The sequence below is a fragment of the Allobrachymonas denitrificans DSM 15123 genome (genome assembly GCF_900110225.1).
Taxonomy (GTDB): domain Bacteria; phylum Pseudomonadota; class Gammaproteobacteria; order Burkholderiales; family Burkholderiaceae_C; genus Brachymonas; species Brachymonas denitrificans.
Genome location: NZ_FOCW01000001.1, coordinates 962177 through 982321, shown reverse-complemented (window position 1 = coordinate 982321; position 20145 = coordinate 962177). Strand labels below are relative to the sequence as shown.

Here is a 20145-nt window from a genome sequence, read left to right as displayed (position 1 = left end):
GGCTTACCCTGAGTGCCGATCGGCATCCAGGGCGCACCGCAAGCGCTTACATCAGGCTGGCCTTGGCCTTCACGTAGCGGCCCGGAGCCGGCTCGATTTCCTTGTACTTGGTGGAGCCGTAACGCTTGGGCGCAGCAACCAGCTTGCCGCCCTGCTGCTCCAGCCAGCCCGACCAGTCTGCCCACCAGCTGCCGGCATGCTCGGTAGCACCTGCCACCCACTCTTCGTGGCTGGCCGGCAGTTCGTCGTTGGTCCAGTAGCTGCGCTTGTTCTTCTTCACCGGGTTGATCACGCCGGCGATGTGGCCGGAGGCGCCCATCACGAAACGCTTCTCGCCCGGCAGCACCTGCGTGGTGGCGTAGGCACCCTCGATCGGCACGATATGGTCTTCGCGCGAGCCGTAGATGTAGACGGGAATGTCGATCTTGTTGAAGTCGATCTTCTCGCCGCACACCTCGACCGCGCCGGGGGTGATCAGCTTGTTTTCGAGGTAGGTGTTGCGCAGGTACCAGGCGTACATCGGGCCCGGCAGGTTGGTCGAATCGCTGTTCCAGTACAGCAGGTCGAACGGCGGCGGGGTTTCGCCCTTGAGGTAGTTGCCCACCACGTAGTTCCACACCAGATCGTTCGGGCGCAGGAAGCTGAAGGTGGTCGACAGGTCGCTCGCCGGCATCAGGCCGCCCTGGCCGAACTGCAGTTCGCGCATGCGCACGAAGCCTTCGTCGATGAACAGGTCGAGTACACCGGTGTTGGTGAAGTCGAGCAGCGCGGTCAGGAAGGTGGCGCTGTGCACCGGCTTGTCGCCACGGGCAGCCAGCACGGCCAGAGCGTTGCTCAGGATCGTGCCGCCCACGCAGAAGCCCAGCGCGTTGATGTCGGGTTTCTTGGTCAGGTCCTGCACCGTCTTGATGGCGGTGATGGCACCCTTCTCGATGTAGTCATCCCAAGTGACTTGCGCCATGCTGGCATCGGGGTTGCGCCAGCTCAGCATGAAGGCGTGGTGGCCCTGCTCGATCAGGTAGCGCACAACGGAGTTGTCGGGCTGCAGGTCGAGGATGTAGAACTTGTTGATGCAGGGCGGAATGAACAGGAAGGGACGCTCATGCACCTTCTCGGTCAGCGGCTTGTATTCGATCAGCTGAAACAGCTCGTTCTCGAACACCACGGCGCCTTCGGTGGTGGCGACGTTGCGGCCCACCTCGAACTTGCTCTCGTCCGTCATGGAGACATGGCCCTGGCGCATGTCATGCAGCATGTTCTGCATGCCCTTGGCAATGCTCTCGCCCTTGGTCTCGATCGCCTTGCGCTGGGCATCGGCGTTGAACACCAGGAAGTTGCTGGGTGCTGCTGCAGCAGCCCACTGCTCGACCGCAAAGTTGACGCGCGCCTTGGTCTTGGCATCTGCCTGCATGGCATCGGCCAGACCCATCAGCATGCGGGTATTGATCAGGTGCAAGGCGGCAGCAAAGCCGGATACCGGCTGCTTTTGCCATTCGTCACTGGCGAAGCGGCGGTCGGTGGCAATGCTCGGAGGCACCATGCCCTGCATCCACAGCTCGGTCAGATCCTTCATGTAGGCCTGCTGCAGTTCCTGCAGCTTGGTCGGGTCGAAACTGACCTGGGGTGCGCCCGGAACCGTGGGCACCATCTTGGCAAAAGTGCCCATCATGTCAGTCATGGGCATGGCGCCGGGCATGCCGAACGGCATCGGCTGGCCCATCTGCTGCATGGCATTGGCCCACATCGTCTGCATGGGCTGTGCAATGGCCTCCCAGGGGTTCTTGGGGGTCGTACTCATCGGCTCGTCTCCTTGTTTGGTAGCTGCAGGAAATCCTGCCCATATCATAGCTGCAGACGCCCACAGCTAACTGACAATATGCTGCTCCGGGAGTACTCCAGTCTGCCGGGAACGCGCCCCGACGCATACACCGGTACACAGGCGCTGGCAGAATATGCTGCGTCAGATTGGCTCCGCGAAGACAATCATAGTAAGACACAATTTTGACAATTTGAAGGCAAACGAATGTACTTGATCTTGCTGGGATGGCTTTACGTGGTGGGCATGGTCGCCCTCACCACAGCTTCCCACCCCCAGGGCAGCGTGCTGCAGGCCATCCTGGTTTTCCTGTTCGTGGGGGTGCTGCCCATGGGTCTGGCGCACTACATCCTTGGCCATGGTGCCAGGCGGCGCAAGCGCCTGCTGGAAGAGCAGGAAAGTGCCGAACCGTCCGAGACTGCCGTAACGCCGGCGGCGAGCGGGTCAGACCGACAGCCAGACGGCAGCAGCCATACGCCCGGTGCGTGAGGCACGGCGGTAGGAGTAGAAGCGTTGCGGCTGGCTGAAGGTGCACCAGGCCGCACTGCTGTCATTGCCATGAACTTCCACGCCCATCGCCTGCAGGCGGTGACGTGCCAGCTCCGCCAGATCTGCCTGCCATTTTCCCGGGCGAACGCCCTGCCCGAAGTATTGCGCCGCACCCGCATGGTGCATGCTGAAGGCCTCGCGCACCTCGTCTCCCACCTCGAAGGCCGACTGTCCGATACAGGGGCCGAGCCAGGCGATCCAGTCGGCGGGAGTACCCGCATGCTGGCGTTGCAGGGCCGCATCCATGGCCTGCAGCAGACGCTCGAGCACCCCCACTCCTTCTGCGCCAGCCAGGCCACGCCACCCCGCATGCGCCGCCCCGACCAGAGGCAGACTGCGGTGCGAGAACAGCACGGGCAGACAGTCCGCCACCATGACAGTGCAGGCCACTCCGCGGGTGGTGCTGAAACACGCATCGGCCACCTGCCCGTCGGCAGAAGTACTCTCCAGCGGCAGCACGTCGCAGCCATGCACCTGCTGCAGAAAGACCGGATGCATCCCCGCTACCGACGCGAGCACGGCCCGATTCCGGGTCACTGCCTCTGGGTCATCCTGCACATGGTCACCCAGATTGAAGCTGTCGAACGGAGCCGCTGAAACGCCTCCTGCACGCGTGGTGAACAGTGCCCGCACGCCCTGCGGCGCGGGCCATTGCGGCTGGATCCAGTCTGCGGGAATGGCGGGAGATGTGCTCATGCGGGCAATGTACCTGATCTGCCCTGCCAGCGCGGAGCGCGATGCGCTTGCGTGGTAAATTAGCTCATCCACTGTTTCCCTGCGAGAGGTCCATGACTACGCCGCTGTTCCCTCCCCCGTCCGTCCCGCTCGTGCCCATCGCCGGCAGCGCACAGGCATTTCCGGTGCACCGCATCTACTGCGTGGGGCGCAACTATGAGGATCATGCAAAGGAAATGGGCTTCACCGGCCGTGAGCCGCCCTTCTTCTTCCTGAAGCCTGCCGATGCCGTGCTGGTGGCTGTTGGAGACGCCCCGACCACCCTGCCCTACCCGACCCTCACCGAGAACCTGCACCATGAGGTCGAACTGGTGGTGGCCATCGGCAAGGGGGGCAGCAACATTGCCGCTACCGACGCCATGCAGCATGTGTACGGCTATGCCGTAGGTCTGGACATGACCCGGCGCGACCTGCAGAACACCATGAAGAGGGACGGCCGTCCCTGGTGCATCGGCAAGGGCTTTGACGCCTCTGCGCCGATCGGCGCCATCGTGCCTGCGGCCGAAGCGGGCAACGTGGCGCAAGCGGGCATCAGCCTGCGTGTCAATGGCGAAGTGCGCCAGAGCAGCACGGTGTCCAAGCTGATCTGGAACATTGCCGAAACCATCGAGCACCTGAGCCGTGCCTGGACGCTGCAACCCGGTGACCTGATCTACACCGGCACCCCCGAAGGCGTGGGGGCCGTGGTTCGCGGCGATCTGCTGGAAGCGCAGATCGACGGCCTGCCCTCCATCCAGTTGCGCGTTGCCTGACCCTTTGCCGGATTGCCTGCCGTGTTCACCCCCATCCACCAGCCTCCCCGCACCCGGATCCTCTACTGTCGCCACTGCGGTCATGCCACCGAGCAGCGCACGCCCCAGGATGACATCACGCCACGCAGCGTCTGCCCGGCCTGCGGCACCATCCATTACGTCAATCCGCTGGTGGTGGTGGGCACCGTGCCCTATCTGGGCGACAAGGTGCTGCTGTGCAAGCGCAATATCGAGCCCCGCCGGGGCAAGTGGACGCTGCCGGCCGGCTTCATGGAGCTGGATGAAACCACGGCAGAAGGTGCGGCGCGCGAAACAGTGGAGGAATCGGGCGCCGAGTTCGATATCGGCCCCCTGTTCGGCGTGATGAACGTGCCGCGGGTGGGACAGGTTCATCTGTTCTACCTGTGCGCCCTGCGCCACGACCGTTTTGACCCCGGCACGGAAACCATGGAAGCGCAGCTGTTTGCAGAAGAGGACATCCCCTGGGACGAAATCGCCTTCCTCACGGTGCGCCACACGCTGCAGAACTATTTCGAAGACCGCCGACGCGGCGCCTTCGGCGTACACAGCATGGATTTTTCGGTCAAGGACTTTCCGCCTGACCGCAAGCCCGCAGGCTGAAGCCCGTCGGGCTTCAGAGCGGCTTCTGCATCATCACCGCCGTGCCCCACGCCGGATCCAGCGAGTAGGGAGCAAAGCCTTCGCGCTGGTACAGCCGCATGGCGGGCTGATTGCCTTCCAGTACTTCCAGCGTGAGCTTGCAGGCCCCGCGGCGGCGCGCTTCTTCCTCCACCCGCGCCAGCATGGCCTGGGCCACGCCCCTGCCACGATAGCCGGGCAGCACCGCCACGTCATGCACGTTGATCAGCGGACGTGCGGCAAATGTGGAGAAGCCTTCGAAGCAGTTGATCAGGCCGATCGGCCGCAACCCGCCGTCTTCCGACAGGCACTCCCAGGCCAGTACACTGAAGGCATCGGGACGGCTTGCCATCGCGGGAATCAGGCCTCGCTTCACGTCATCGCACAAGCCCTCTCCACCGCCGGCAGGATCGCTGGCGTAAGCGTCGAGCAGGTCGACCAGAGCCTTGGCGTGGACCGGGTCATGGTAGTCGGCCAGCATGACCGACACGGTCATGTCCCGCTGCGGATCGTTCAACGAAGCTCCATCGGTGCGAGAGCCTGTCGGGATCTGGCTATCCTGCCCTGCCGTCATGCCACAGGCACCGTTGCTGCAATGGATTTGGCCCAGCTCTCGGCCACCTCGGCCTCGCGCGCCTCGACCATCACGCGCAGCACGGGCTCGGTGCCACTGGCGCGGATCAGCACGCGACCATCACTGCCCAGCGCCGTTTCAGCATCGTTGATGGCCTGTTGCAGCGAAGCGCTTTGCTGCCAGGGCGTGCCCGGTGCCATGCGCACGTTGATCATGGTTTGCGGGAACAGGCTGGCGTCTTCCAGCAGCTCGGCCATCGAGCAACGGCTGCGTGCCACAGCCTGCAGCACCTGCAGTGCGCTGACCAAACCATCGCCCGTGCTGTGTTCGTCCAGCACCAGGATGTGGCCGGAGCTTTCGCCGCCGATCAGCCAGCCGCGCTTCTGCAGCTCTTCCAGCACGTAGCGGTCGCCCACCTTGGCGCGGACCAGATCCACGCCTTTTTCATTCAGCGCCTGCTCGATCGCCATGTTGGTCATCAGCGTACCGACCACGCCCTCCACGACCTTGCCCTGGGCCACACGATCCATGGCGAGCAGATAGACCAGTTCATCGCCGTTGAACAGGCGCCCGCTGGCATCGACCATCTGCAGACGGTCGGCATCGCCATCAAGTGCCACGCCATAGTCGGCGCGGTGCTGCCTGACGGCTTCGACCAGCGCCTCGGGATGCGTGGCTCCGCAGTCCTTGTTGATGTTCAGGCCATCGGGATTGCAACCGATGGAAATCACCTCGGCGCCCAGCTCGTGGAACACCATGGGCGCGATCTGGTAGGCGGCGCCATGAGCGGCATCCACCACGATGCGCAGACCATGCAGGTTCAGGTCGTTGGCAAAGCTGCCCTTGCAGAATTCGACATAGCGGCCGGCAGCGTCCTTCAGGCGCCAGGTCTTGCCCAGCTTCTCGGGCTCGACGCAGACCATCGGCTGGTCGATTTCGGCCTCCACCTCCTGCTCCCAGCTGTCCGGCAGTTTGGTCCCTTGGGAGCTGAAGAACTTGATGCCATTGTCGGCAAAGGCGTTGTGGCTGGCGCTGATCACCACACCCAGCGAAGCGCGCTGGGCGCGCGTCAGATAGGCCACGGCCGGCGTCGGAATCGGACCGAGCAGGATCACATCCACGCCAGCGGCGTTGAAGCCCGATTCGAGCGCGCTCTCCAGCATGTAGCCGGAGATGCGCGTGTCCTTGCCGATGATGACGGTGGGACGCTGCGTGCTGCCCCGGCGCAGCACCCGCCCCACTGCGTTCGCCAGCTTCATGACGAAATCTGCCGTCAGGGGGGGAGTGCCGACCGGACCACGAATGCCGTCGGTGCCGAAATACTTGCGTGCCTGGCTCATCGAATCTTTCCTGGAATTGCGCTAGAAATAATCTTTCGATTATCGCATCCTGCCTTCCGGAACGAGGCGGCCAATCGTGCGCAAAATCATGTATCAGGCGGCAACGCGCGCCATCGCCTCCCACACCGCCAGTGCCTGCCGGGTGGCGGCCACATCGTGCACACGCACGATGCGGGCCCCTTTTTCCACGGCCAGCAGTGCAGCCGCCACACTGGCCAGGCTGCGGTCGTGCGCCAGCAGGTCACAGCGGTGGTCGACATCGGTGATGCCCGGCGGCAGCAGCTCCAGCACGGCGCCCAGGCTGGACTTGCGCGACCAGCCCGCCAGCACGGCATGCCCAGCCTCCTGCAGCACGGCCTGCTGCGCCAGCAGCGCCAGGTTCTGCGGCACCGTCTTGCCAAAGCCGATGCCCGGATCCAGCATGATGCGGTCCTTGCTAACGCCCAGGCTACGCAGCACATTGGAACGCTTCTGCAGGAAGTCTGCCACTTCACGCACCACCTCGTGCACCGTGCCCTGCATGGGCTGCACCTGCATGCTTCGCGGATCGCGGTGCATGTGCATCAGGCAGACGCCACACTTGCCGTGCTGGGCCACCACCTGCTCGCCGTCCATGCCATCCGGTCCGGACTTCCAGCGCAGGGCCCAGATATCATTGATGATGGAGGCGCCGGCATCCAGCACGGCAAGCATCACCTCCGGCTTGTAGGTATCCACCGAAATCGGCACCTTGTAGGCCACCGCATGCTGCACCACCGGCAGCACGCGCTCCAGTTCCAGTTCCAACGGCACGGCCGGTGAACCCGGTCGCGTGGACTCCCCGCCAATGTCCAGAATCGTCGCGCCCTGGTACAGCAACGATTCGGCATGCAGCAAGGCACTGCGCGTGTCGGCATGCTGCCCACCATCCGAGAAGGAATCGGGCGTCACGTTAACGATGCCCATGATGTGTGGGCGCTGCAGGTCCAGGCAGTAGTCGCCCGCCTGCCAGAGCGTTTGTTCGGTCATGCTCGGTCTCCGGAAAACAAAAAAGCGGAGCCTAAGCTCCGCTGGGTGAGTGTAACGCGCTCAGACGCGGGTCGTCGGGTTGGGCGTGGGCTTCACCTCGGGAGCGGGCGGAGCCGGCACGGTTGCCGGTGCCGTACCGCCACCGGAGCCACCATCGCCACGCGGCGGAACACGCGGGGCCCAGTCCTTGGGCGGCTGCGGCTGGCGGCCTTCCATGATGGCGTCCAGCTGCTCGGCATCGATGGTTTCCCATTCCAGCAGGGCCTTGGCCATGGCGTGCATCTTGTCGCTGTGCTCCTCGATCAGGCGGCGTGCCAGATCGTACTGCTCGTCGATGATGCGGCGCACTTCCTCGTCCACCTTGCGCATGGTCTCTTCGCTCATGTGCGTGGTCTTGGTAACGCTGCGGCCCAGGAACACTTCGCCCTCGTTCTCGGCATACACCATGGGGCCGAGGCGCTCGCTCATGCCGTACTTCATCACCATGTCGCGGGCCAGGTTGGTGGCGCGCTCGAAGTCGTTGCTGGCACCGGTGGTCATCTGGTGCATGAACACTTCCTCGGCAATGCGGCCGCCGAACAGCATGCTGATCTGGTTCAGCATGTATTCACGGTCGTAGCTGTAGCGGTCCTGCTCGGGCAGGCTCATGGTCACGCCCAGCGCACGGCCGCGCGGAATGATGGTGACCTTGTGCACCGGATCGCACTTGGGCAGCAGACGGCCGATCAGGGCGTGGCCGGCCTCATGGTAGGCCGTGTTGCGGCGCTCTTCCTCGGGCATGACCATGCTCTTGCGTTCCGGACCCATCAGGATCTTGTCCTTGGCCTTCTCGAAGTCCTGCATTTCGACCAGACGCGCGCTGCGGCGGGCAGCCATCAGGGCAGCCTCGTTGCACAGGTTGGCCAGGTCGGCACCGCTCATGCCGGGCGTACCACGGGCGATGACGGCGGCGTTGACGTCCGGACCAACCGGAATCTTGCGCATGTGGACATTCAGGATCTGTTCACGGCCACGGATATCGGGCAGCGACACATAAACCTGGCGGTCGAAACGGCCCGGGCGCAGCAGAGCGGCATCCAGGATGTCCGGGCGGTTGGTGGCAGCCACCACGATCACGCCCAGATTGGTCTCGAAACCGTCCATCTCGACCAGCATCTGGTTGAGCGTCTGTTCGCGCTCGTCGTTGCCACCGCCCAGGCCGGCGCCACGCTGACGACCGACCGCATCGATCTCGTCAATGAAGATGATGCAGGGGGCGTTTTTCTTGGCATTCTCGAACATGTCGCGCACGCGGGCAGCACCCACGCCGACGAACATTTCGACGAAGTCGGAACCGGAGATGCTGAAGAACGGCACCTTGGCTTCGCCCGCAATGGACTTGGCCAGCAGCGTCTTGCCGGTACCCGGAGGGCCGACCAGCAGCAGGCCGCGCGGAATGCGCCCGCCCAGCTTCTGGAATTTCTGCGGGTCTTTCAGGAAGTCGACGACCTCCTTCACCTCTTCCTTGGCCTCGTCGCAACCGGCCACGTCAGCAAAGGTGATGGAGTTGTTGTTCTCGTCAAGCATGCGCGCCTTGCTCTTGCCGAAGCTGAAGGCACCGCCCTTGCCGCCGCCCTGCATCTGGCGCATGAAGTACACCCAGACGCCAATCAGCAGCAGCATCGGACCCCAGCTGATCAGCAGGCTACCCAGCAGGGAGCCCTCTTCACGCTGCTTGACATCGAACTTGACGCCGGCATTCAGCAGGTCGCCAATCAGGCCGCGGTCCAGATAGGTGGCCGTGGTACGGATGCGGCGATCCTCGGTGGTGACAGCCAGGATCTCGGTCGTGCCGCCGGAGCCTTCCTGGATGGTGGCACTCTTGATCTTGCGGGCATGGACGTCGGCAATGAAGTCCGAGTACGCCACGTTGCTGGATCCGGCCGGCCCACGCGCATCGAACTGCTTGAAGACGGTGAACAGCACCATGGCCACCACCATCCATACAGCTATCTTGGAAAACCATTGCTTGTTCAAACCAGACTCCAATACCAATGCAAAACTGGGCACTGCCATGCCGACAGTGCCCATATGGATCTCATTTTAGGACTTTCAAGGCTGTTCGCCTGTACCATTTTGTGCGCGAAACCCCTTGATTCGTGCGGTTTTGCGGTACTTCAGTCCACCAGCGGCTGTTTCAGGCGCATGCCGACGATGAAAGTCTCGGAAGACTTGTCGCGCGAGGCCTTGGGCTTGATGGGCTTGACCACCTGGAAATGCTCCTTGAACAGCTTGACCAGCTGGCTGTAGCCGCTGCCGTGGAACACCTTGGTCACCAAAGCGCCTTCGGGTTTGAGGTGGCTTTGCGAAAACTCGATCGCCAGTTCGATCAGGTGCGCCACGCGCGCCGAATCGGCCGACTCCACGCCCGACAGGTTGGGCGCCATGTCCGACACCACCACATCGGCCTTGCGTCCCTGCAGCGTGGACTGTAGCTGCCGCAGCACATCTTCCTCGCGAAAATCGCCCTGCAGGAACTCCACGCCCTCGATCGGCTGCATGGTCAGCAGGTCCAATGCGATAATCCTGCCATTGAGTGCGCCGACCGCCGCCCCATCGGGCGACAGCTTGCGCCGCACATACTGGCTCCAGGCGCCCGGCGCCGAGCCCAGATCCACCACCAGATCACCTGGCTTGATGAGGTGCAGGGATTCGTCAATTTCCTTCAGCTTGTAGGCAGCACGGGCACGGTAGCCCTCCCTCTGCGCCAGTTTCACGTACGGGTCGTTGACATGGTCGTTGAGCCATGCCTTGTTGACTTTCTTGCTTTTGGTTTTGACTTTCATCGGATTTTCCGGCGCAACCGCCGATTCACTGTTTTGAGGATAATACCCCCATGCCGCAAATTGTATTGACCGTGCAGGAGCGCAAGTCGCACCGTGCAGAAGCCCATCACCTGTCGCCCGTCGTCATGATCGGCGCCGATGGCCTCACCCCGGCCGTGCTGAAGGAAACCGACGCCGCCCTCAATGCCCACGGTCTGATCAAGGTGCGTGTGCTGGGCGACGACCGCGCTGCGCGCGAAGCCATGTACCAGCAACTGGCGGACGAACTGAACGCGGCCCCCATCCAGCATATTGGCAAACTACTCGTGCTGTGGCGCCCGCAACCCGAAAAGGAGCGCGAGCTGGACGAAGACCGCATGCCCGGTCCGCGCAACATCAAGGTCATCAAGAACAGCAAGCGTGGCGGACAACGTCCTGAAGTACGCATGGTACGCGTTCTGGGCAATGAGCGCCTGACTCCCGGCGGCAAGATCAAGCGCGCCAAGCCGCGCCAGTCCTCCGTCAAGAAACGCCAGGGCGACTGATGAGCGATCAGGACCGCATCATCCTGTGCATGAAATGGGGCAAGAAGTACGGCCCCGAGTATGTCAACCGCCTGTACGCCATGGTGCGCCGGCACCTGACGGGTGATTTTCGCTTTGTCTGCCTGACAGACGACGGCGAAGGCATCCGCCCGGAGGTGGAATGCTACCCGATTCCTCCGCTGGACCTGCCCCCCGGCATTCCCGAGCGTGGCTGGAACAAGCTGACGACCTTCACTGCCGACCTGCATGGCCTGCAGGGCACGGCGCTGTTCCTGGATGTGGACGTGGTGATCACCGGCTCGCTGGACGAGTTCTTCACCTACCCGGGCGAGTTCGTCATCATCCACGACTACAAGCGACCGTGGCGCATCACCGGCAACTCGTCGGTGTACCGCTTCAAGGTCGGCGCGCATCCGGACGTGCTGGATTATTTCCGCAAGCATTTTGCCGAGATCCGCAAGCAGTACCGCAACGAGCAGGCCTATCTGTCGGATGTGCTGCACAAGCAGGGCAAGCTCAGCTACTGGCCCAAGAGCTGGTGTCCGAGCTTCAAGTACCACTGCATTCCGACCTGGCCGACCAACTTCTGGAATCCGCCTTTCGTGCCCAAGGATGCGCGTGTGGTGATCTTCCACGGCGAATGCAACCCGCCGGATGCCCTGGCTGGCCGCCGCAACCGCAAGTTCCGCTTCATCAAGCCCGCGCTGTGGGTGAATGAGCACTGGCGCGAATAAGACAGGCCTCTACCTGGACAAACAACAAGGCCAGCTTCAAGAAGCTGGCCTTGTTGTTTCCGGAACGGCGGCTAGCCGTGGGATCGATATCAGGATGCTTCCTGCTCGCCCTCTTCCGGCGCCTTGCTGATGCGCACGAACCAGCGCGAACCCAGAATGCCGACTTCATACAGCAGGCACATGGGGATGGCCAGCGCCAGCTGCGACAGCACGTCCGGCGGTGTCACGATGGCAGCGATGACGAAGGCCAGCACGATGAAGTAACCGCGGAAGGACTTCAGCTTCTCGATGGTGACCATCTCGAAACGCACCAGCAGCATCACCACGATGGGCACCTGGAATGCCAGCGCAAAAGCCAGGTACAGCGACAGGATGGCCTGCACATAGGACGCCACATCCGGCGTGGCTGCCACCGAGGCCGGCGTGAAATGCTGGATGAAGGTGAACATCTTGTCCAGCACGAAGAACTGGACAAAAGCGATGCCGCAATAGGCCAGGAAGCTGCCGAACACGATCAGCGGCAGCGCGAAACGCTTTTCGTGGGCATACAGGCCTGGCGCCACGAAGGCCCACATCTGGTACATGATCCAGGGCAAGGCACCCAGCACCGCCACCATCATCAGCACCTTGAGCGGGATGAAGAACGGAGAGAACACGTCCACGGCGATCAGCTTGGAATCCGGCGGCATGTGCGCGCGGATGGGCTCGGCAACGAAGTTGAGCAGGCCGTCGGGGCCCGGAAAGAAGGCCAGCGCCAGCGCAACGACGGCGATGCCATAGATGGCATACAGCAGGCGGTTGCGCAGTTCGATCAGGTGTTCGACGAAAGGCTGTTCGGTGCCAGCCAGTTCATCGTCCTTGTTGTTGGGGTCGGCCATGTTGGATCAGGTGTTGAAACGGTACGCCTCATGCGCGCATGAGGCGCAGGACTGCGGCAGGAGCGTGCGGGATTTCAGAAGCGCTTCTTGGGGCGGTGACGCGCCACGCGCGCTGCGCCGGATTGCACGTGCGTGCGCACGCCGTTCTGCAGCTTGTACCAACGCGGCATGGCGCCACGCTTGACACGCCAGTTCTTGCGCGGCGGCGTATAGACGGCGGGACGCGGTGAGAACCAGCTGCGGTCGCTTTCGGCTTCCGGATCGGTGGACGAGGTGAAGTCGCTCTCGGAACCAGCCACGCCTTCCAGGTCATCGCGCACGGTGCTGGCCGTCTTCTCGAAGCTCTGCTCCACATCGCGAGCAGCGCTCTCGACCGAATCCTTCATCTTGCGCAGCTCGTCCATTTCCATGGAGCGGCTGACCTCGGCCTTGACGTCATTCACGTAACGCTGTGCCTTGCCCAGCAGGGTACCCACCGTGCGTGCCACGCGCGGCAGTTTTTCCGGCCCGATGACGATCAACGCCACTGTGCCGATCAGGGCCAGCTTGGAAATACCGAGGTCAATCACGACGCGCCATGCTCCTGCTGCTCACATCAGGACTTGGTCTTGGCTTCCACGTCGATGGCGCTGTCCTGCGCGCTGGACGTCTTGTTGGCCACCTTGGGCTGCTCGCCAGCCGGTGTTTCCGGCTCGCCGCCGTCCTTCATGCCGTCCTTGAAGCCCTTGACGGCACCGCCCAGATCGGAACCGATGTTCTTCAGCTTCTTGGTACCAAAGATCATGACCACGATCAGCAGCACGATCAGCCAGTGCCAAATGGAAAAAGAACCCATGATGAATCTCCTGTTTGAATGTTGCGATTGTACGTGCGCCCGGCCCTGCAGCCACCGTTGATGCAGAACCACGGTGACCGGCATGGCCTTTGCCTGATCAGCCCTTGGCCCAGGGGCGAGGTCCGCCGATCACATGGACGTGCAGGTGGTGCACTTCCTGCCCACCCTGCTCTCCGGTGTTGATGACAATGCGATAGCCGCCTTGCGGATACGGCTCGCAGCCCTGCTCCAGCGCCAGTTGGGGCGCCAGCGTCATGATGCGGCCCATCAGGGCGGCATCGGCGTCGGTCAGCGAGGCCATGGAAGGAATGTGCTGCTTGGGAATGATCAGGAAATGCACGGGGGCCCACGGCGAAATGTCGTGGAAGGCAAACAGCTCGTCATCTTCGTAGACCTTGCGCGACGGAATCTCGCCGGCGGCGATCTTGCAGAAGATGCAGTCTGGATGCTTGTCCATGGGGGTTTCCTGAGTTGCGGTCATCCGCGCATTATCCTGCAGGTTCATGACAAGTTGTCACAAACCTGCATTGCAACAGTCACACGCCAACCGGGCGGTTGTCATTCATGGCGACCATGCCGCGCACGATGCGGTACAGGAACCAGATCGACACCACGGCCCAGGCCAGCATGCCCGGCAGCAACAGCAGCAGGAACAGCGGGCTGGTCACCAAATACAGGATGCCTGCCCAGACCACGGAGCGGATGCGCCACGAGAAATGGCTCTCCTGCCAGGTGCCTGCTGCATCGTCCTTCTTGACCAGGTCGATGACAAAGGCAACGATCAACAAGGCAATGCTGACCTGGAAGCCCGGCACCACGGCCGCTACGGCCACGATGAGGTGCAGCAGGTAGCTGATCCAGCCCACCGTCTTGAGTCCGTCGGCGCGCTGCAATGCGGCTGCATCGGCCTGGGGCGCAGCAAAACCACTGCCGTTCGGCAGTTCCTTGCGGGTTTCGCGGGCCTTCACGTCGATCACGTCGTTCATCTTCAACCTCCGTGCGGATTGCTCCGCCAGTTGCGCCCGCTGTCTGCGGGCTATCCAGCCGGCCGGCTGGCCTTTTCCTCAATGCCACTGATCCCTTCGCGGCGTGCAAGTTCCGCGACGACATCCTCCGGCCTCAAACCATAGTGCGTGAGTGCGACCATGGTGTGAAACCACAGGTCTGCCACCTCGTACACCAGCTTGGTCTTGTCGGCGCCGGCATCCACATCCTTGGCCGCCATCACGGTTTCGGTAGCTTCCTCGCCGATCTTCTTGAGAAAGGCGTCCGGACCCTTGTGCAGCAGCCTGGCCACATAGCTGGATTCGAGGTTGCCGCCGTTGGCCGGCAGGCGCGATTCCAGCACATCGGCCACGCGTGCGAGGATGTCAGTGGACATGTTCATGTCAGTGCTTACTTGTAGATGGATTCGGGGTCTTTCAAGACCGGATCGACGGCCTGCCACTGGTCATTTTGCAAGCTCTGGTAAAAACAGCTGTGGCGGCCCGTGTGGCAGGCGATGCCGGGTTCGTGCCCCAATTGCGTGATCTTGAGCAGCACCACGTCGTTGTCGCAGTCGAGACGGATGTCATGCACGGTCTGCACGTGACCGCTTTCCTCGCCCTTGAACCAGAGCTTGCTGCGCGAGCGGCTGAAATAGACGGCGCGGCCCAGTTCGGCGGTTTTCTGCAGCGCCTCGCGGTTCATCCAGGCGAACATCATCACGTCGCCGCTGGAGGCTTCCTGGGCAATCACCGGCACCAGGCCGTTGGCGTCCCATTGCACGGCATCCAGCCAGTCGATCGAGCTTGTCATTGAAAATCCTTGAGTGAAATCGGCAAGTTGCCGGCCTGGCTGCAGGCCGGCGCGTAAGCGCGTAAAACGCCCTGCTGCGAATTACAGGCGCACGGGAATGCCGCGCGCCGCCATATGCTGCTTGGCCTGCTGCACGGTGTACTCGCCGTAATGGAAGATGCTGGCAGCCAGCACCGCATCGGCGCCGCCCTGCTGCACGCCATCCGCCAGATGATCGAGGTTGCCCACGCCGCCGGAAGCGATCACGGGCACATTGATGGCGTCGCTCACAGCGCGGGTCAGTTCGAGGTCGAAACCGCTCTTGGTGCCATCGCGGTCCATGCTGGTGAGCAGGATTTCGCCAGCGCCGTATTCGGCCATCTTGCGCGCCCAGGTGACGGCGTCCAGACCGGTGTTCTTGCGTCCACCGTGGCTGTAGACGTCCCAGCCCTGGCCGCGGGCAGCAATCTCTTCGGGCGCCACGCGACGCTTGGCGTCGATGGCAACAACAATGCACTGCGATCCATAACGGCCAGAGGTTTCACGGATGACCTCCGGGTTGGCAATGGCCGCCGAGTTGAAGCTGGTCTTGTCGGCGCCGGCGTTGAGCAGGCGGCGCACGTCTTCCACCGTGCGCACACCACCGCCCACGGTCAGCGGAATGAAGACCTGGCTGGCCACGTCCTCGATGATGTGCAGGATCAGGTCACGGCCATCGCTGGTGGCGGTGATGTCCAGGAAAGTGAGTTCGTCAGCGCCCTGCTCGTTATAGCGTGCTGCAATCTCCACCGGATCGCCGGCGTCGCGCAGTTCAACGAAGTTGACGCCCTTGACCACGCGGCCACCGGTAACGTCCAGACAGGGAATGATGCGTTTGGCTAACATGCGTCGATTGTAGCGGCAGCTATTGGCGTAGCGGCTGGCGCTCAGACGCGCAGACCCTGCTCGGGCGTCGGATAGCGCAGCACCAGTCCCAGTTCGCGCTTGAGGCGCCGGTTGTGCAGGCGGCGGGATTCCTGCATGAAACTGAGCAAGGTCGGCGGAAGCTGTTCACGCGCCTGCGCCAGCGGCAGGCGCGGCGGGCGCGGCAGGCCGTAGAGGTCGGCAGCCATGTCGAAATAGTCACCCATGCGGCTGCAGGAGTCATCGTTGGCGTTGTAGATGCGCTGGGGCGCGCCTTTCCACAGGGCGCGCAGGCAGGCGCGCGCAAGATCATCGGCGTGGATGTGGTTGGTGAAGACATCGTCCTGCTGCGCCAGCACGGGCGTGCCGCGTTGCAGGCGTTCGCGCGGGGTGCCGCCTTCACGGTCGGGGGCATAGATGCCGGGGATGCGCAGGATGCGAACAGCGGGAAGTCCCTGCCCCGCCCGGCCCCATTGGCGCAAGGCCTGCTCGGCATCCACGCGGCGCTGCGCACGCGCCGTCAGCGGTGCCGGCTGGGTAGTCTCCTCCGTCCACCGGCCTTGCCGGTTGCCATATACGCCGCTGGTGCTGCCGTAGACCACGCGCTGTGGCAAGCGGCCGCGGCGCAGGGCTGCGATCAGCGCCCGGATGCGGGGATCCGTTGTGGGCGACGCCGTTCCCGGCGGCGCCAGATGCACCAGACTGTGCGCCAGCCCGGCAAGGCGGCGCAGCGTGGAGGGCTCGTCCAGATTGCCCGCCAGCACCCGGATGCCGGCCGCACGCAGGGCCTCGGCGCGCTCCGGCGTGCTGTTGAGCGCCAGCACCTGCACGCGCCGGGGGACGGGTTGCAGGCTGTGCACCAGACGCGTCCCCACATCGCCGCAGCCGACGATCAGCAGCCGGTGACGGCGGAATCGCGCCGGCAAGGCGCGGGAACGGACACGATGCATCATGGAGCAAGCCCTGGAAACCCTGCTGCCCTTGGGATGGCCGCACGGGCGTTAAGCGAGGAGTAATCAGTCCGGGGGATAATAACGGCAATTGTTTCAGGATTGCAGGAGAGCGTTTTTCATGGGTTATCAGGTCAATGTGCAGCCGAGCGGACGGCAATTCGAGGTGCTGGATGGCGAGACGGTGCTCGAGGCGGGCATCCGCCAGGGGATCGGCCTGCCCTACGGCTGCAAGGATGGTGCCTGCGGCTCCTGCAAGTGCAAGAAAATCAGCGGCACGGTGGAGCACAAGCCCTACCAGCCGAGCGCGCTGAGCGAAGAAGAAGCCGCACAGGATTACGTGCTGACCTGCCGTGCTGTGCCCGGCAGCGATCTGGTGCTGGAATCGCGCCAAGTGACCTCCGAAGGCGCCTATCCGGTACGCAAGATGCCGGTGCGCGTGATGGGCATGGAACAGCTGTCCAGCGACGTGATGCGCCTGACGCTGCAGCTGCCGGCCAACGCCCCCATGCAGTTCCATGCCGGCCAGTACCTGGATTTTCTGCTGAAGGATGGCCAGCGCCGCAGCTACTCCATGGCCACGGCTCCGCATCAGGTCGATCCCAACAAGCCCCAGGTGGAGCTGCATGTGCGCCACATGCCCGGCGGCAAGTTCACCGACCATGTGTTCTCTGCCATGAAGGAGAAGGAAATCCTGCGCGTGGAAGGCCCGTTCGGCAGCTTCTTCCTGCGCGACAACAGCGCTGGCCCGGTGCTGTTCCTGGCTTCCGGCACGGGTTTTGCGCCCATCAAGGCCATCCTCGAGCACATGACGCACACCGGCAACCAACGCAAGGTGACGCTGTACTGGGGTGCACGCCGTCCGGTGGACATCTACATGCACCAGTGGATGCTGGATTACTGCGAAGCCCACCCCAACGTGACCTATGTGCCCGTGGTGTCTGACGCCCTGCCCGAAGACGTGTGGGAAGGCAAGCGCGGCCTGGCGCTCGACCAGATGCTGCAGGATCATCCCGACATGAGCGACTACCAGCTCTACGCCTGTGGCGTGCCCGCCATGGTGCATGCCGCCCATGCGCAGTGCGTGGGCAAGGCCGGTCTGTCCGAAGATGCCTTCTTCGCCGATGCCTTCACGTCGCTGAAAGACAAGACGGCGCCGGAAGCCACGGCCTGATCTCCGTTGCAAGCACCGTCTACGGGCGGTGCTTGGTCTGTCGGGCGTTCAGGCGGACAGTTCCACCAGACGGATACGGTTACCGTCGGGATCGAGCAGATACAGCGTGCGCAAGGTGTGGGTGTTGCCCTTGCGCGCTACGGGACCCTCAAGCACTTGCCATCCGGCCGCCTGCACACGGGCGCGCACGTAATCCAGGGGGTGGCGCGACAGAAAGTACAGGTCCTGCCCCAGACTGCCGGGCACCCGCCGCATGCGTGTGCGCCGGATCCGGCTGGCCACCCGGGGCGACGCCAGACAGATTGTCTCGTCGCGGATCACAAGCACTTCGCCCTCTCGGGTCATGGGTGCGCCCGCCTCGAGACGCGCATATTCCTCGGACCCCAATTGCGGCGGCACATAGCGCAGTCCGACGACTTTCGTATAAAAATCGATCGACTGCCCGATATTGGTGGTGCAAATGTACTGGGTCAACATGAACTTTCCTGTGCAAGCACAGTGTAGATCCATGAATACCCTGATTTTTCGGCCCTCCAACCGCAAAAAACGAGGAGCGTGAACTATGCAACATCCCGCCGGAAGGCAGGGATGCTGCAAAGCCACGCTCCTGTCCGTGTGCGCTTATTCGCCGAGGTAGGCCGCGCGCACGCGCGGGTCATTCAGCATCTGCTGGGCCTCGCCCGACATGGTCAGGATGCCGGATTCCATCACATAGCCACGATCGGCAATGCTCAGGGCGCGGCTGGCGTTCTGCTCCACCAGCATCATGGTCACGCCCTGCTTGTAGACTTCTTCCACCACCTCGAAGATCTTGTCGACCATGATGGGCGACAGGCCCATGGAGGGTTCGTCCAGCAGCAGCAGCTTGGGCTGCGCCATCAGGCCGCGCGCCATGGCCAGCATCTGCTGCTCGCCGCCGGACATGGTGCCGGCCAGCTGCGCACGGCGCTCCTTCAGGCGCGGGAACAGCGCGAACATGCGCTCGATGTCCTGCGCAATGCCGGCCTTGTCATCACGGATGAAGGCGCCCATCTGCAGGTTCTCGACGATGGTCATGCGCGTGAAGATGCCACGACCCTCGGGAATCATGACCAAGCCTTCCTTGACCATATCCCAGGCACCGCGGCCCTTGATGCTCTTGCCCAGGAAGCTGATGTCGCCGGCCTTGATCGGCAGCAGACCGGTGATGGCCTTCATGGTGGTGGTCTTGCCGGCGCCGTTGGAGCCGATCAGCGAGACCAGTTCACCCTCGCGCACCTCGAAATCCACACCCTTGACGGCGTTGATGCCGCCGTAGGCCACTTCCAGGCCGCTTACTTTCAACAATACGTTTGCCATCTTGCTCGCCTCAGTGGTGGCCTGTGCCCAGGTATGCTTCGATCACTTTTTCGTTCTTCTGCACTTCGGCAGGAGTCCCTTCGGCAATCGGCTTGCCGTAGTCCAGCACCGTGACGCGATCGCACAGGCCCATCACCAGCTTCACATCGTGCTCGATCAGCAGGATGGTGCGGTTGTCCTTGCGGATGCGGTCGATCAGCTCGCGCAGCTGCACCTTCTCGGTGGCGTTCATGCCGGCGGCAGGTTCGTCGAGCGCGATCAGCTTGGGCTCGGTGGCCAGTGCACGCGCAATCTCCAGGCGACGCTGGTCGCCATAGCTCAGGGTACGGGCGCGGAAGTTGGCGTATTTGCCAATGCCGACATAGTCCAGCAGTTCCTGCGCACGCTGGCGGATGGCAGCCTCCTCGGCCTTGAAACCGGCGGTCTTGAAGATCGCTCCGATCACGCCGGAATGGGTGCGAATGTGGCGCCCCACCATCACGTTCTCGAGTGCCGTCATCTCGGCAAACAGGCGGATGTTCTGGAAGGTTCGGGCAATGCCGGCCTGCGCCACCTTGTGCACGGCCGTCGGCTCGTAGGGCTTGCCGCCGAGTTCGAAGCTGCCACTGTCAGGCGTGTACAGCCCGGTGAGCACGTTGAAGAAAGTCGTCTTGCCGGCGCCGTTGGGGCCGATCAGGCCGTAGACCTGGCCCTGCTCGATGTGCATGTGCACATCGCTCAATGCCTGCAGACCACCGAAGCGTTTGGAAACGTTCTTGACGTTGAGAATGGTAGTACCCATGATGAATGCTTCGC

The 20145-nt window shown here is 63.2% G+C and carries 25 protein-coding genes; 6 read left to right on the top strand and 19 right to left on the bottom strand.

From position 1 onward, the window contains the following. Positions 1-46: 46 nt before the first annotated feature. A complete protein-coding gene (locus BMW28_RS04520) occupies positions 47-1798 on the bottom strand; it encodes a PHA/PHB synthase family protein (RefSeq protein ID WP_200785718.1) in 1752 nt (583 codons plus the stop codon). A gap of 225 nt (positions 1799-2023) precedes the next feature. On the opposite strand from BMW28_RS04520, the gene BMW28_RS04515 reads away from it, so the two are divergent. After that, a complete protein-coding gene (locus tag BMW28_RS04515) occupies positions 2024-2305 on the top strand; it encodes a hypothetical protein (protein WP_091814358.1) in 282 nt (93 codons plus the stop codon). Here BMW28_RS04515 and pgeF read toward each other — a convergent pair. After that, a complete protein-coding gene (pgeF, locus tag BMW28_RS04510; RefSeq protein ID WP_091814355.1) occupies positions 2261-3061 on the bottom strand; it encodes a peptidoglycan editing factor PgeF in 801 nt (266 codons plus the stop codon). The genes BMW28_RS04515 and pgeF overlap by 45 nt on opposite strands. Positions 3062-3153: 92 nt before the next feature. Between pgeF and BMW28_RS04505 the strand changes: the two genes are divergently transcribed. After that, positions 3154-3852 (top strand): fumarylacetoacetate hydrolase family protein, encoded by a 699-nt coding sequence (locus BMW28_RS04505; RefSeq protein WP_091814352.1) that lies wholly within the window; start codon positions 3154-3156, stop codon positions 3850-3852. A 21-nt stretch (positions 3853-3873) separates the two neighbouring features. Next, a complete protein-coding gene (locus BMW28_RS04500) occupies positions 3874-4473 on the top strand; it encodes an NUDIX hydrolase (protein ID WP_234969975.1) in 600 nt (199 codons plus the stop codon). Positions 4474-4486: 13 nt separating this feature from the next. On the opposite strand, the gene BMW28_RS04495 is transcribed toward BMW28_RS04500, so the two are convergent. From BMW28_RS04495 to BMW28_RS04475, 5 genes are all read right to left on the bottom strand, one after another. Then, positions 4487-4987, bottom strand: coding sequence for a GNAT family N-acetyltransferase (locus tag BMW28_RS04495; protein WP_091814349.1), 501 nt, complete (start codon positions 4985-4987; stop codon positions 4487-4489). A gap of 74 nt (positions 4988-5061) precedes the next feature. Continuing rightward, positions 5062-6405, bottom strand: coding sequence for a phosphoglucosamine mutase (gene glmM, locus BMW28_RS04490; protein WP_091814347.1), 1344 nt, complete (start codon positions 6403-6405; stop codon positions 5062-5064). A 93-nt stretch (positions 6406-6498) separates the two neighbouring features. Continuing rightward, a complete protein-coding gene (folP, locus tag BMW28_RS04485) occupies positions 6499-7413 on the bottom strand; it encodes a dihydropteroate synthase (RefSeq protein WP_091814344.1) in 915 nt (304 codons plus the stop codon). A 60-nt stretch (positions 7414-7473) separates the two neighbouring features. Next, entirely contained in the window at positions 7474-9429 is a 1956-nt protein-coding gene (gene ftsH / locus BMW28_RS04480) for an ATP-dependent zinc metalloprotease FtsH (protein WP_091814342.1), read from the bottom strand. Positions 9430-9569: 140 nt separating this feature from the next. Further along, positions 9570-10238 (bottom strand): RlmE family RNA methyltransferase, encoded by a 669-nt coding sequence (locus tag BMW28_RS04475; protein ID WP_091814339.1) that lies wholly within the window; start codon positions 10236-10238, stop codon positions 9570-9572. Between the two features lie 50 nt (positions 10239-10288). Between BMW28_RS04475 and BMW28_RS04470 the strand changes: the two genes are divergently transcribed. Beyond that, positions 10289-10762 carry a YhbY family RNA-binding protein gene (locus tag BMW28_RS04470; RefSeq protein WP_091814336.1) on the top strand — a complete coding sequence of 158 codons (474 nt, stop codon included), beginning with the start codon at positions 10289-10291 and terminating at the stop codon, positions 10760-10762. Beyond that, complete coding sequence (locus BMW28_RS04465) at positions 10762-11496, top strand: glycosyltransferase (RefSeq protein ID WP_091814333.1); 735 nt, start codon at positions 10762-10764, stop codon at positions 11494-11496. The genes BMW28_RS04470 and BMW28_RS04465 overlap by 1 nt, the downstream gene beginning before the upstream one ends. A gap of 89 nt (positions 11497-11585) precedes the next feature. On the opposite strand, the gene tatC is transcribed toward BMW28_RS04465, so the two are convergent. From tatC to BMW28_RS04420, 9 genes are all read right to left on the bottom strand, one after another. Beyond that, complete coding sequence (gene tatC / locus BMW28_RS04460; protein ID WP_091814330.1) at positions 11586-12374, bottom strand: twin-arginine translocase subunit TatC; 789 nt, start codon at positions 12372-12374, stop codon at positions 11586-11588. A gap of 74 nt (positions 12375-12448) precedes the next feature. Then, positions 12449-12943 (bottom strand): Sec-independent protein translocase protein TatB, encoded by a 495-nt coding sequence (tatB, locus tag BMW28_RS04455; RefSeq protein WP_091814327.1) that lies wholly within the window; start codon positions 12941-12943, stop codon positions 12449-12451. Positions 12944-12969: 26 nt separating this feature from the next. After that, complete coding sequence (gene tatA / locus BMW28_RS04450) at positions 12970-13209, bottom strand: Sec-independent protein translocase subunit TatA (protein ID WP_091814324.1); 240 nt, start codon at positions 13207-13209, stop codon at positions 12970-12972. A gap of 97 nt (positions 13210-13306) precedes the next feature. Then, positions 13307-13666, bottom strand: coding sequence for a histidine triad nucleotide-binding protein (locus tag BMW28_RS04445; RefSeq protein ID WP_091815500.1), 360 nt, complete (start codon positions 13664-13666; stop codon positions 13307-13309). A 79-nt stretch (positions 13667-13745) separates the two neighbouring features. After that, on the bottom strand, positions 13746-14195 hold the full coding sequence (locus BMW28_RS04440) for a DUF4870 family protein (RefSeq protein WP_234969973.1): 450 nt from the start codon (positions 14193-14195) through the stop codon (positions 13746-13748). A gap of 50 nt (positions 14196-14245) precedes the next feature. Beyond that, the gene (locus tag BMW28_RS04435; RefSeq protein WP_200785717.1) at positions 14246-14596 is read right to left on the bottom strand and encodes a phosphoribosyl-ATP diphosphatase; all 351 of its coding nucleotides are present in this window, start codon (positions 14594-14596) and stop codon (positions 14246-14248) included. An 8-nt stretch (positions 14597-14604) separates the two neighbouring features. Continuing rightward, on the bottom strand, positions 14605-15006 hold the full coding sequence (gene hisI / locus BMW28_RS04430) for a phosphoribosyl-AMP cyclohydrolase (RefSeq protein WP_200785716.1): 402 nt from the start codon (positions 15004-15006) through the stop codon (positions 14605-14607). 81 nt (positions 15007-15087) lie between these two features. Next, positions 15088-15870, bottom strand: coding sequence for an imidazole glycerol phosphate synthase subunit HisF (hisF, locus tag BMW28_RS04425; protein ID WP_091814321.1), 783 nt, complete (start codon positions 15868-15870; stop codon positions 15088-15090). A 41-nt stretch (positions 15871-15911) separates the two neighbouring features. Beyond that, complete coding sequence (locus tag BMW28_RS04420; RefSeq protein ID WP_407640929.1) at positions 15912-16841, bottom strand: SDR family oxidoreductase; 930 nt, start codon at positions 16839-16841, stop codon at positions 15912-15914. 118 nt (positions 16842-16959) lie between these two features. On the opposite strand from BMW28_RS04420, the gene BMW28_RS04415 reads away from it, so the two are divergent. Then, positions 16960-18012 (top strand): CDP-6-deoxy-delta-3,4-glucoseen reductase, encoded by a 1053-nt coding sequence (locus tag BMW28_RS04415; protein ID WP_091814318.1) that lies wholly within the window; start codon positions 16960-16962, stop codon positions 18010-18012. 48 nt (positions 18013-18060) lie between these two features. On the opposite strand, the gene BMW28_RS04410 is transcribed toward BMW28_RS04415, so the two are convergent. From BMW28_RS04410 to BMW28_RS04400, 3 genes are all read right to left on the bottom strand, one after another. Then, entirely contained in the window at positions 18061-18489 is a 429-nt protein-coding gene (locus tag BMW28_RS04410; protein WP_091814315.1) for a VOC family protein, read from the bottom strand. A gap of 144 nt (positions 18490-18633) precedes the next feature. Continuing rightward, on the bottom strand, positions 18634-19350 hold the full coding sequence (locus tag BMW28_RS04405) for an ABC transporter ATP-binding protein (protein WP_091814312.1): 717 nt from the start codon (positions 19348-19350) through the stop codon (positions 18634-18636). A 10-nt stretch (positions 19351-19360) separates the two neighbouring features. Beyond that, a complete protein-coding gene (locus BMW28_RS04400) occupies positions 19361-20131 on the bottom strand; it encodes an ABC transporter ATP-binding protein (protein WP_091814308.1) in 771 nt (256 codons plus the stop codon). Positions 20132-20145: the final 14 nt, after the last annotated feature.

Excerpts from the sequence above, each read along its gene's own strand:
- BMW28_RS04405 (WP_091814312.1), bottom strand. The coding sequence starts at position 19,350 with ATGGCAAACGTATTGTTGAAAGTAAGCGGCCTGGAAGTGGCCTACGGC.
- tatA (WP_091814324.1), bottom strand. The coding sequence starts at position 13,209 with ATGGGTTCTTTTTCCATTTGGCACTGGCTGATCGTGCTGCTGATCGTG.
- BMW28_RS04435 (WP_200785717.1), bottom strand. The coding sequence starts at position 14,596 with ATGAACATGTCCACTGACATCCTCGCACGCGTGGCCGATGTGCTGGAA.
- folP (WP_091814344.1), bottom strand. The coding sequence starts at position 7,413 with ATGACCGAACAAACGCTCTGGCAGGCGGGCGACTACTGCCTGGACCTG.
- BMW28_RS04515 (WP_091814358.1), top strand. The coding sequence starts at position 2,024 with ATGTACTTGATCTTGCTGGGATGGCTTTACGTGGTGGGCATGGTCGCC.
- BMW28_RS04445 (WP_091815500.1), bottom strand. The coding sequence starts at position 13,666 with ATGGACAAGCATCCAGACTGCATCTTCTGCAAGATCGCCGCCGGCGAG.
- BMW28_RS04440 (WP_234969973.1), bottom strand. The coding sequence starts at position 14,195 with ATGAACGACGTGATCGACGTGAAGGCCCGCGAAACCCGCAAGGAACTG.
- BMW28_RS04465 (WP_091814333.1), top strand. The coding sequence starts at position 10,762 with ATGAGCGATCAGGACCGCATCATCCTGTGCATGAAATGGGGCAAGAAG.
- BMW28_RS04505 (WP_091814352.1), top strand. The coding sequence starts at position 3,154 with ATGACTACGCCGCTGTTCCCTCCCCCGTCCGTCCCGCTCGTGCCCATC.
- BMW28_RS04415 (WP_091814318.1), top strand. The coding sequence starts at position 16,960 with ATGGGTTATCAGGTCAATGTGCAGCCGAGCGGACGGCAATTCGAGGTG.
- BMW28_RS04420 (WP_407640929.1), bottom strand. The coding sequence starts at position 16,841 with ATGATGCATCGTGTCCGTTCCCGCGCCTTGCCGGCGCGATTCCGCCGT.
- BMW28_RS04410 (WP_091814315.1), bottom strand. The coding sequence starts at position 18,489 with ATGTTGACCCAGTACATTTGCACCACCAATATCGGGCAGTCGATCGAT.
- tatC (WP_091814330.1), bottom strand. The coding sequence starts at position 12,374 with ATGGCCGACCCCAACAACAAGGACGATGAACTGGCTGGCACCGAACAG.
- BMW28_RS04400 (WP_091814308.1), bottom strand. The coding sequence starts at position 20,131 with ATGGGTACTACCATTCTCAACGTCAAGAACGTTTCCAAACGCTTCGGT.
- glmM (WP_091814347.1), bottom strand. The coding sequence starts at position 6,405 with ATGAGCCAGGCACGCAAGTATTTCGGCACCGACGGCATTCGTGGTCCG.
- BMW28_RS04520 (WP_200785718.1), bottom strand. The coding sequence starts at position 1,798 with ATGAGTACGACCCCCAAGAACCCCTGGGAGGCCATTGCACAGCCCATG.
- pgeF (WP_091814355.1), bottom strand. The coding sequence starts at position 3,061 with ATGAGCACATCTCCCGCCATTCCCGCAGACTGGATCCAGCCGCAATGG.
- BMW28_RS04475 (WP_091814339.1), bottom strand. The coding sequence starts at position 10,238 with ATGAAAGTCAAAACCAAAAGCAAGAAAGTCAACAAGGCATGGCTCAAC.
- BMW28_RS04495 (WP_091814349.1), bottom strand. The coding sequence starts at position 4,987 with ATGACCGTGTCGGTCATGCTGGCCGACTACCATGACCCGGTCCACGCC.
- hisI (WP_200785716.1), bottom strand. The coding sequence starts at position 15,006 with ATGACAAGCTCGATCGACTGGCTGGATGCCGTGCAATGGGACGCCAAC.
- hisF (WP_091814321.1), bottom strand. The coding sequence starts at position 15,870 with ATGTTAGCCAAACGCATCATTCCCTGTCTGGACGTTACCGGTGGCCGC.
- BMW28_RS04470 (WP_091814336.1), top strand. The coding sequence starts at position 10,289 with ATGCCGCAAATTGTATTGACCGTGCAGGAGCGCAAGTCGCACCGTGCA.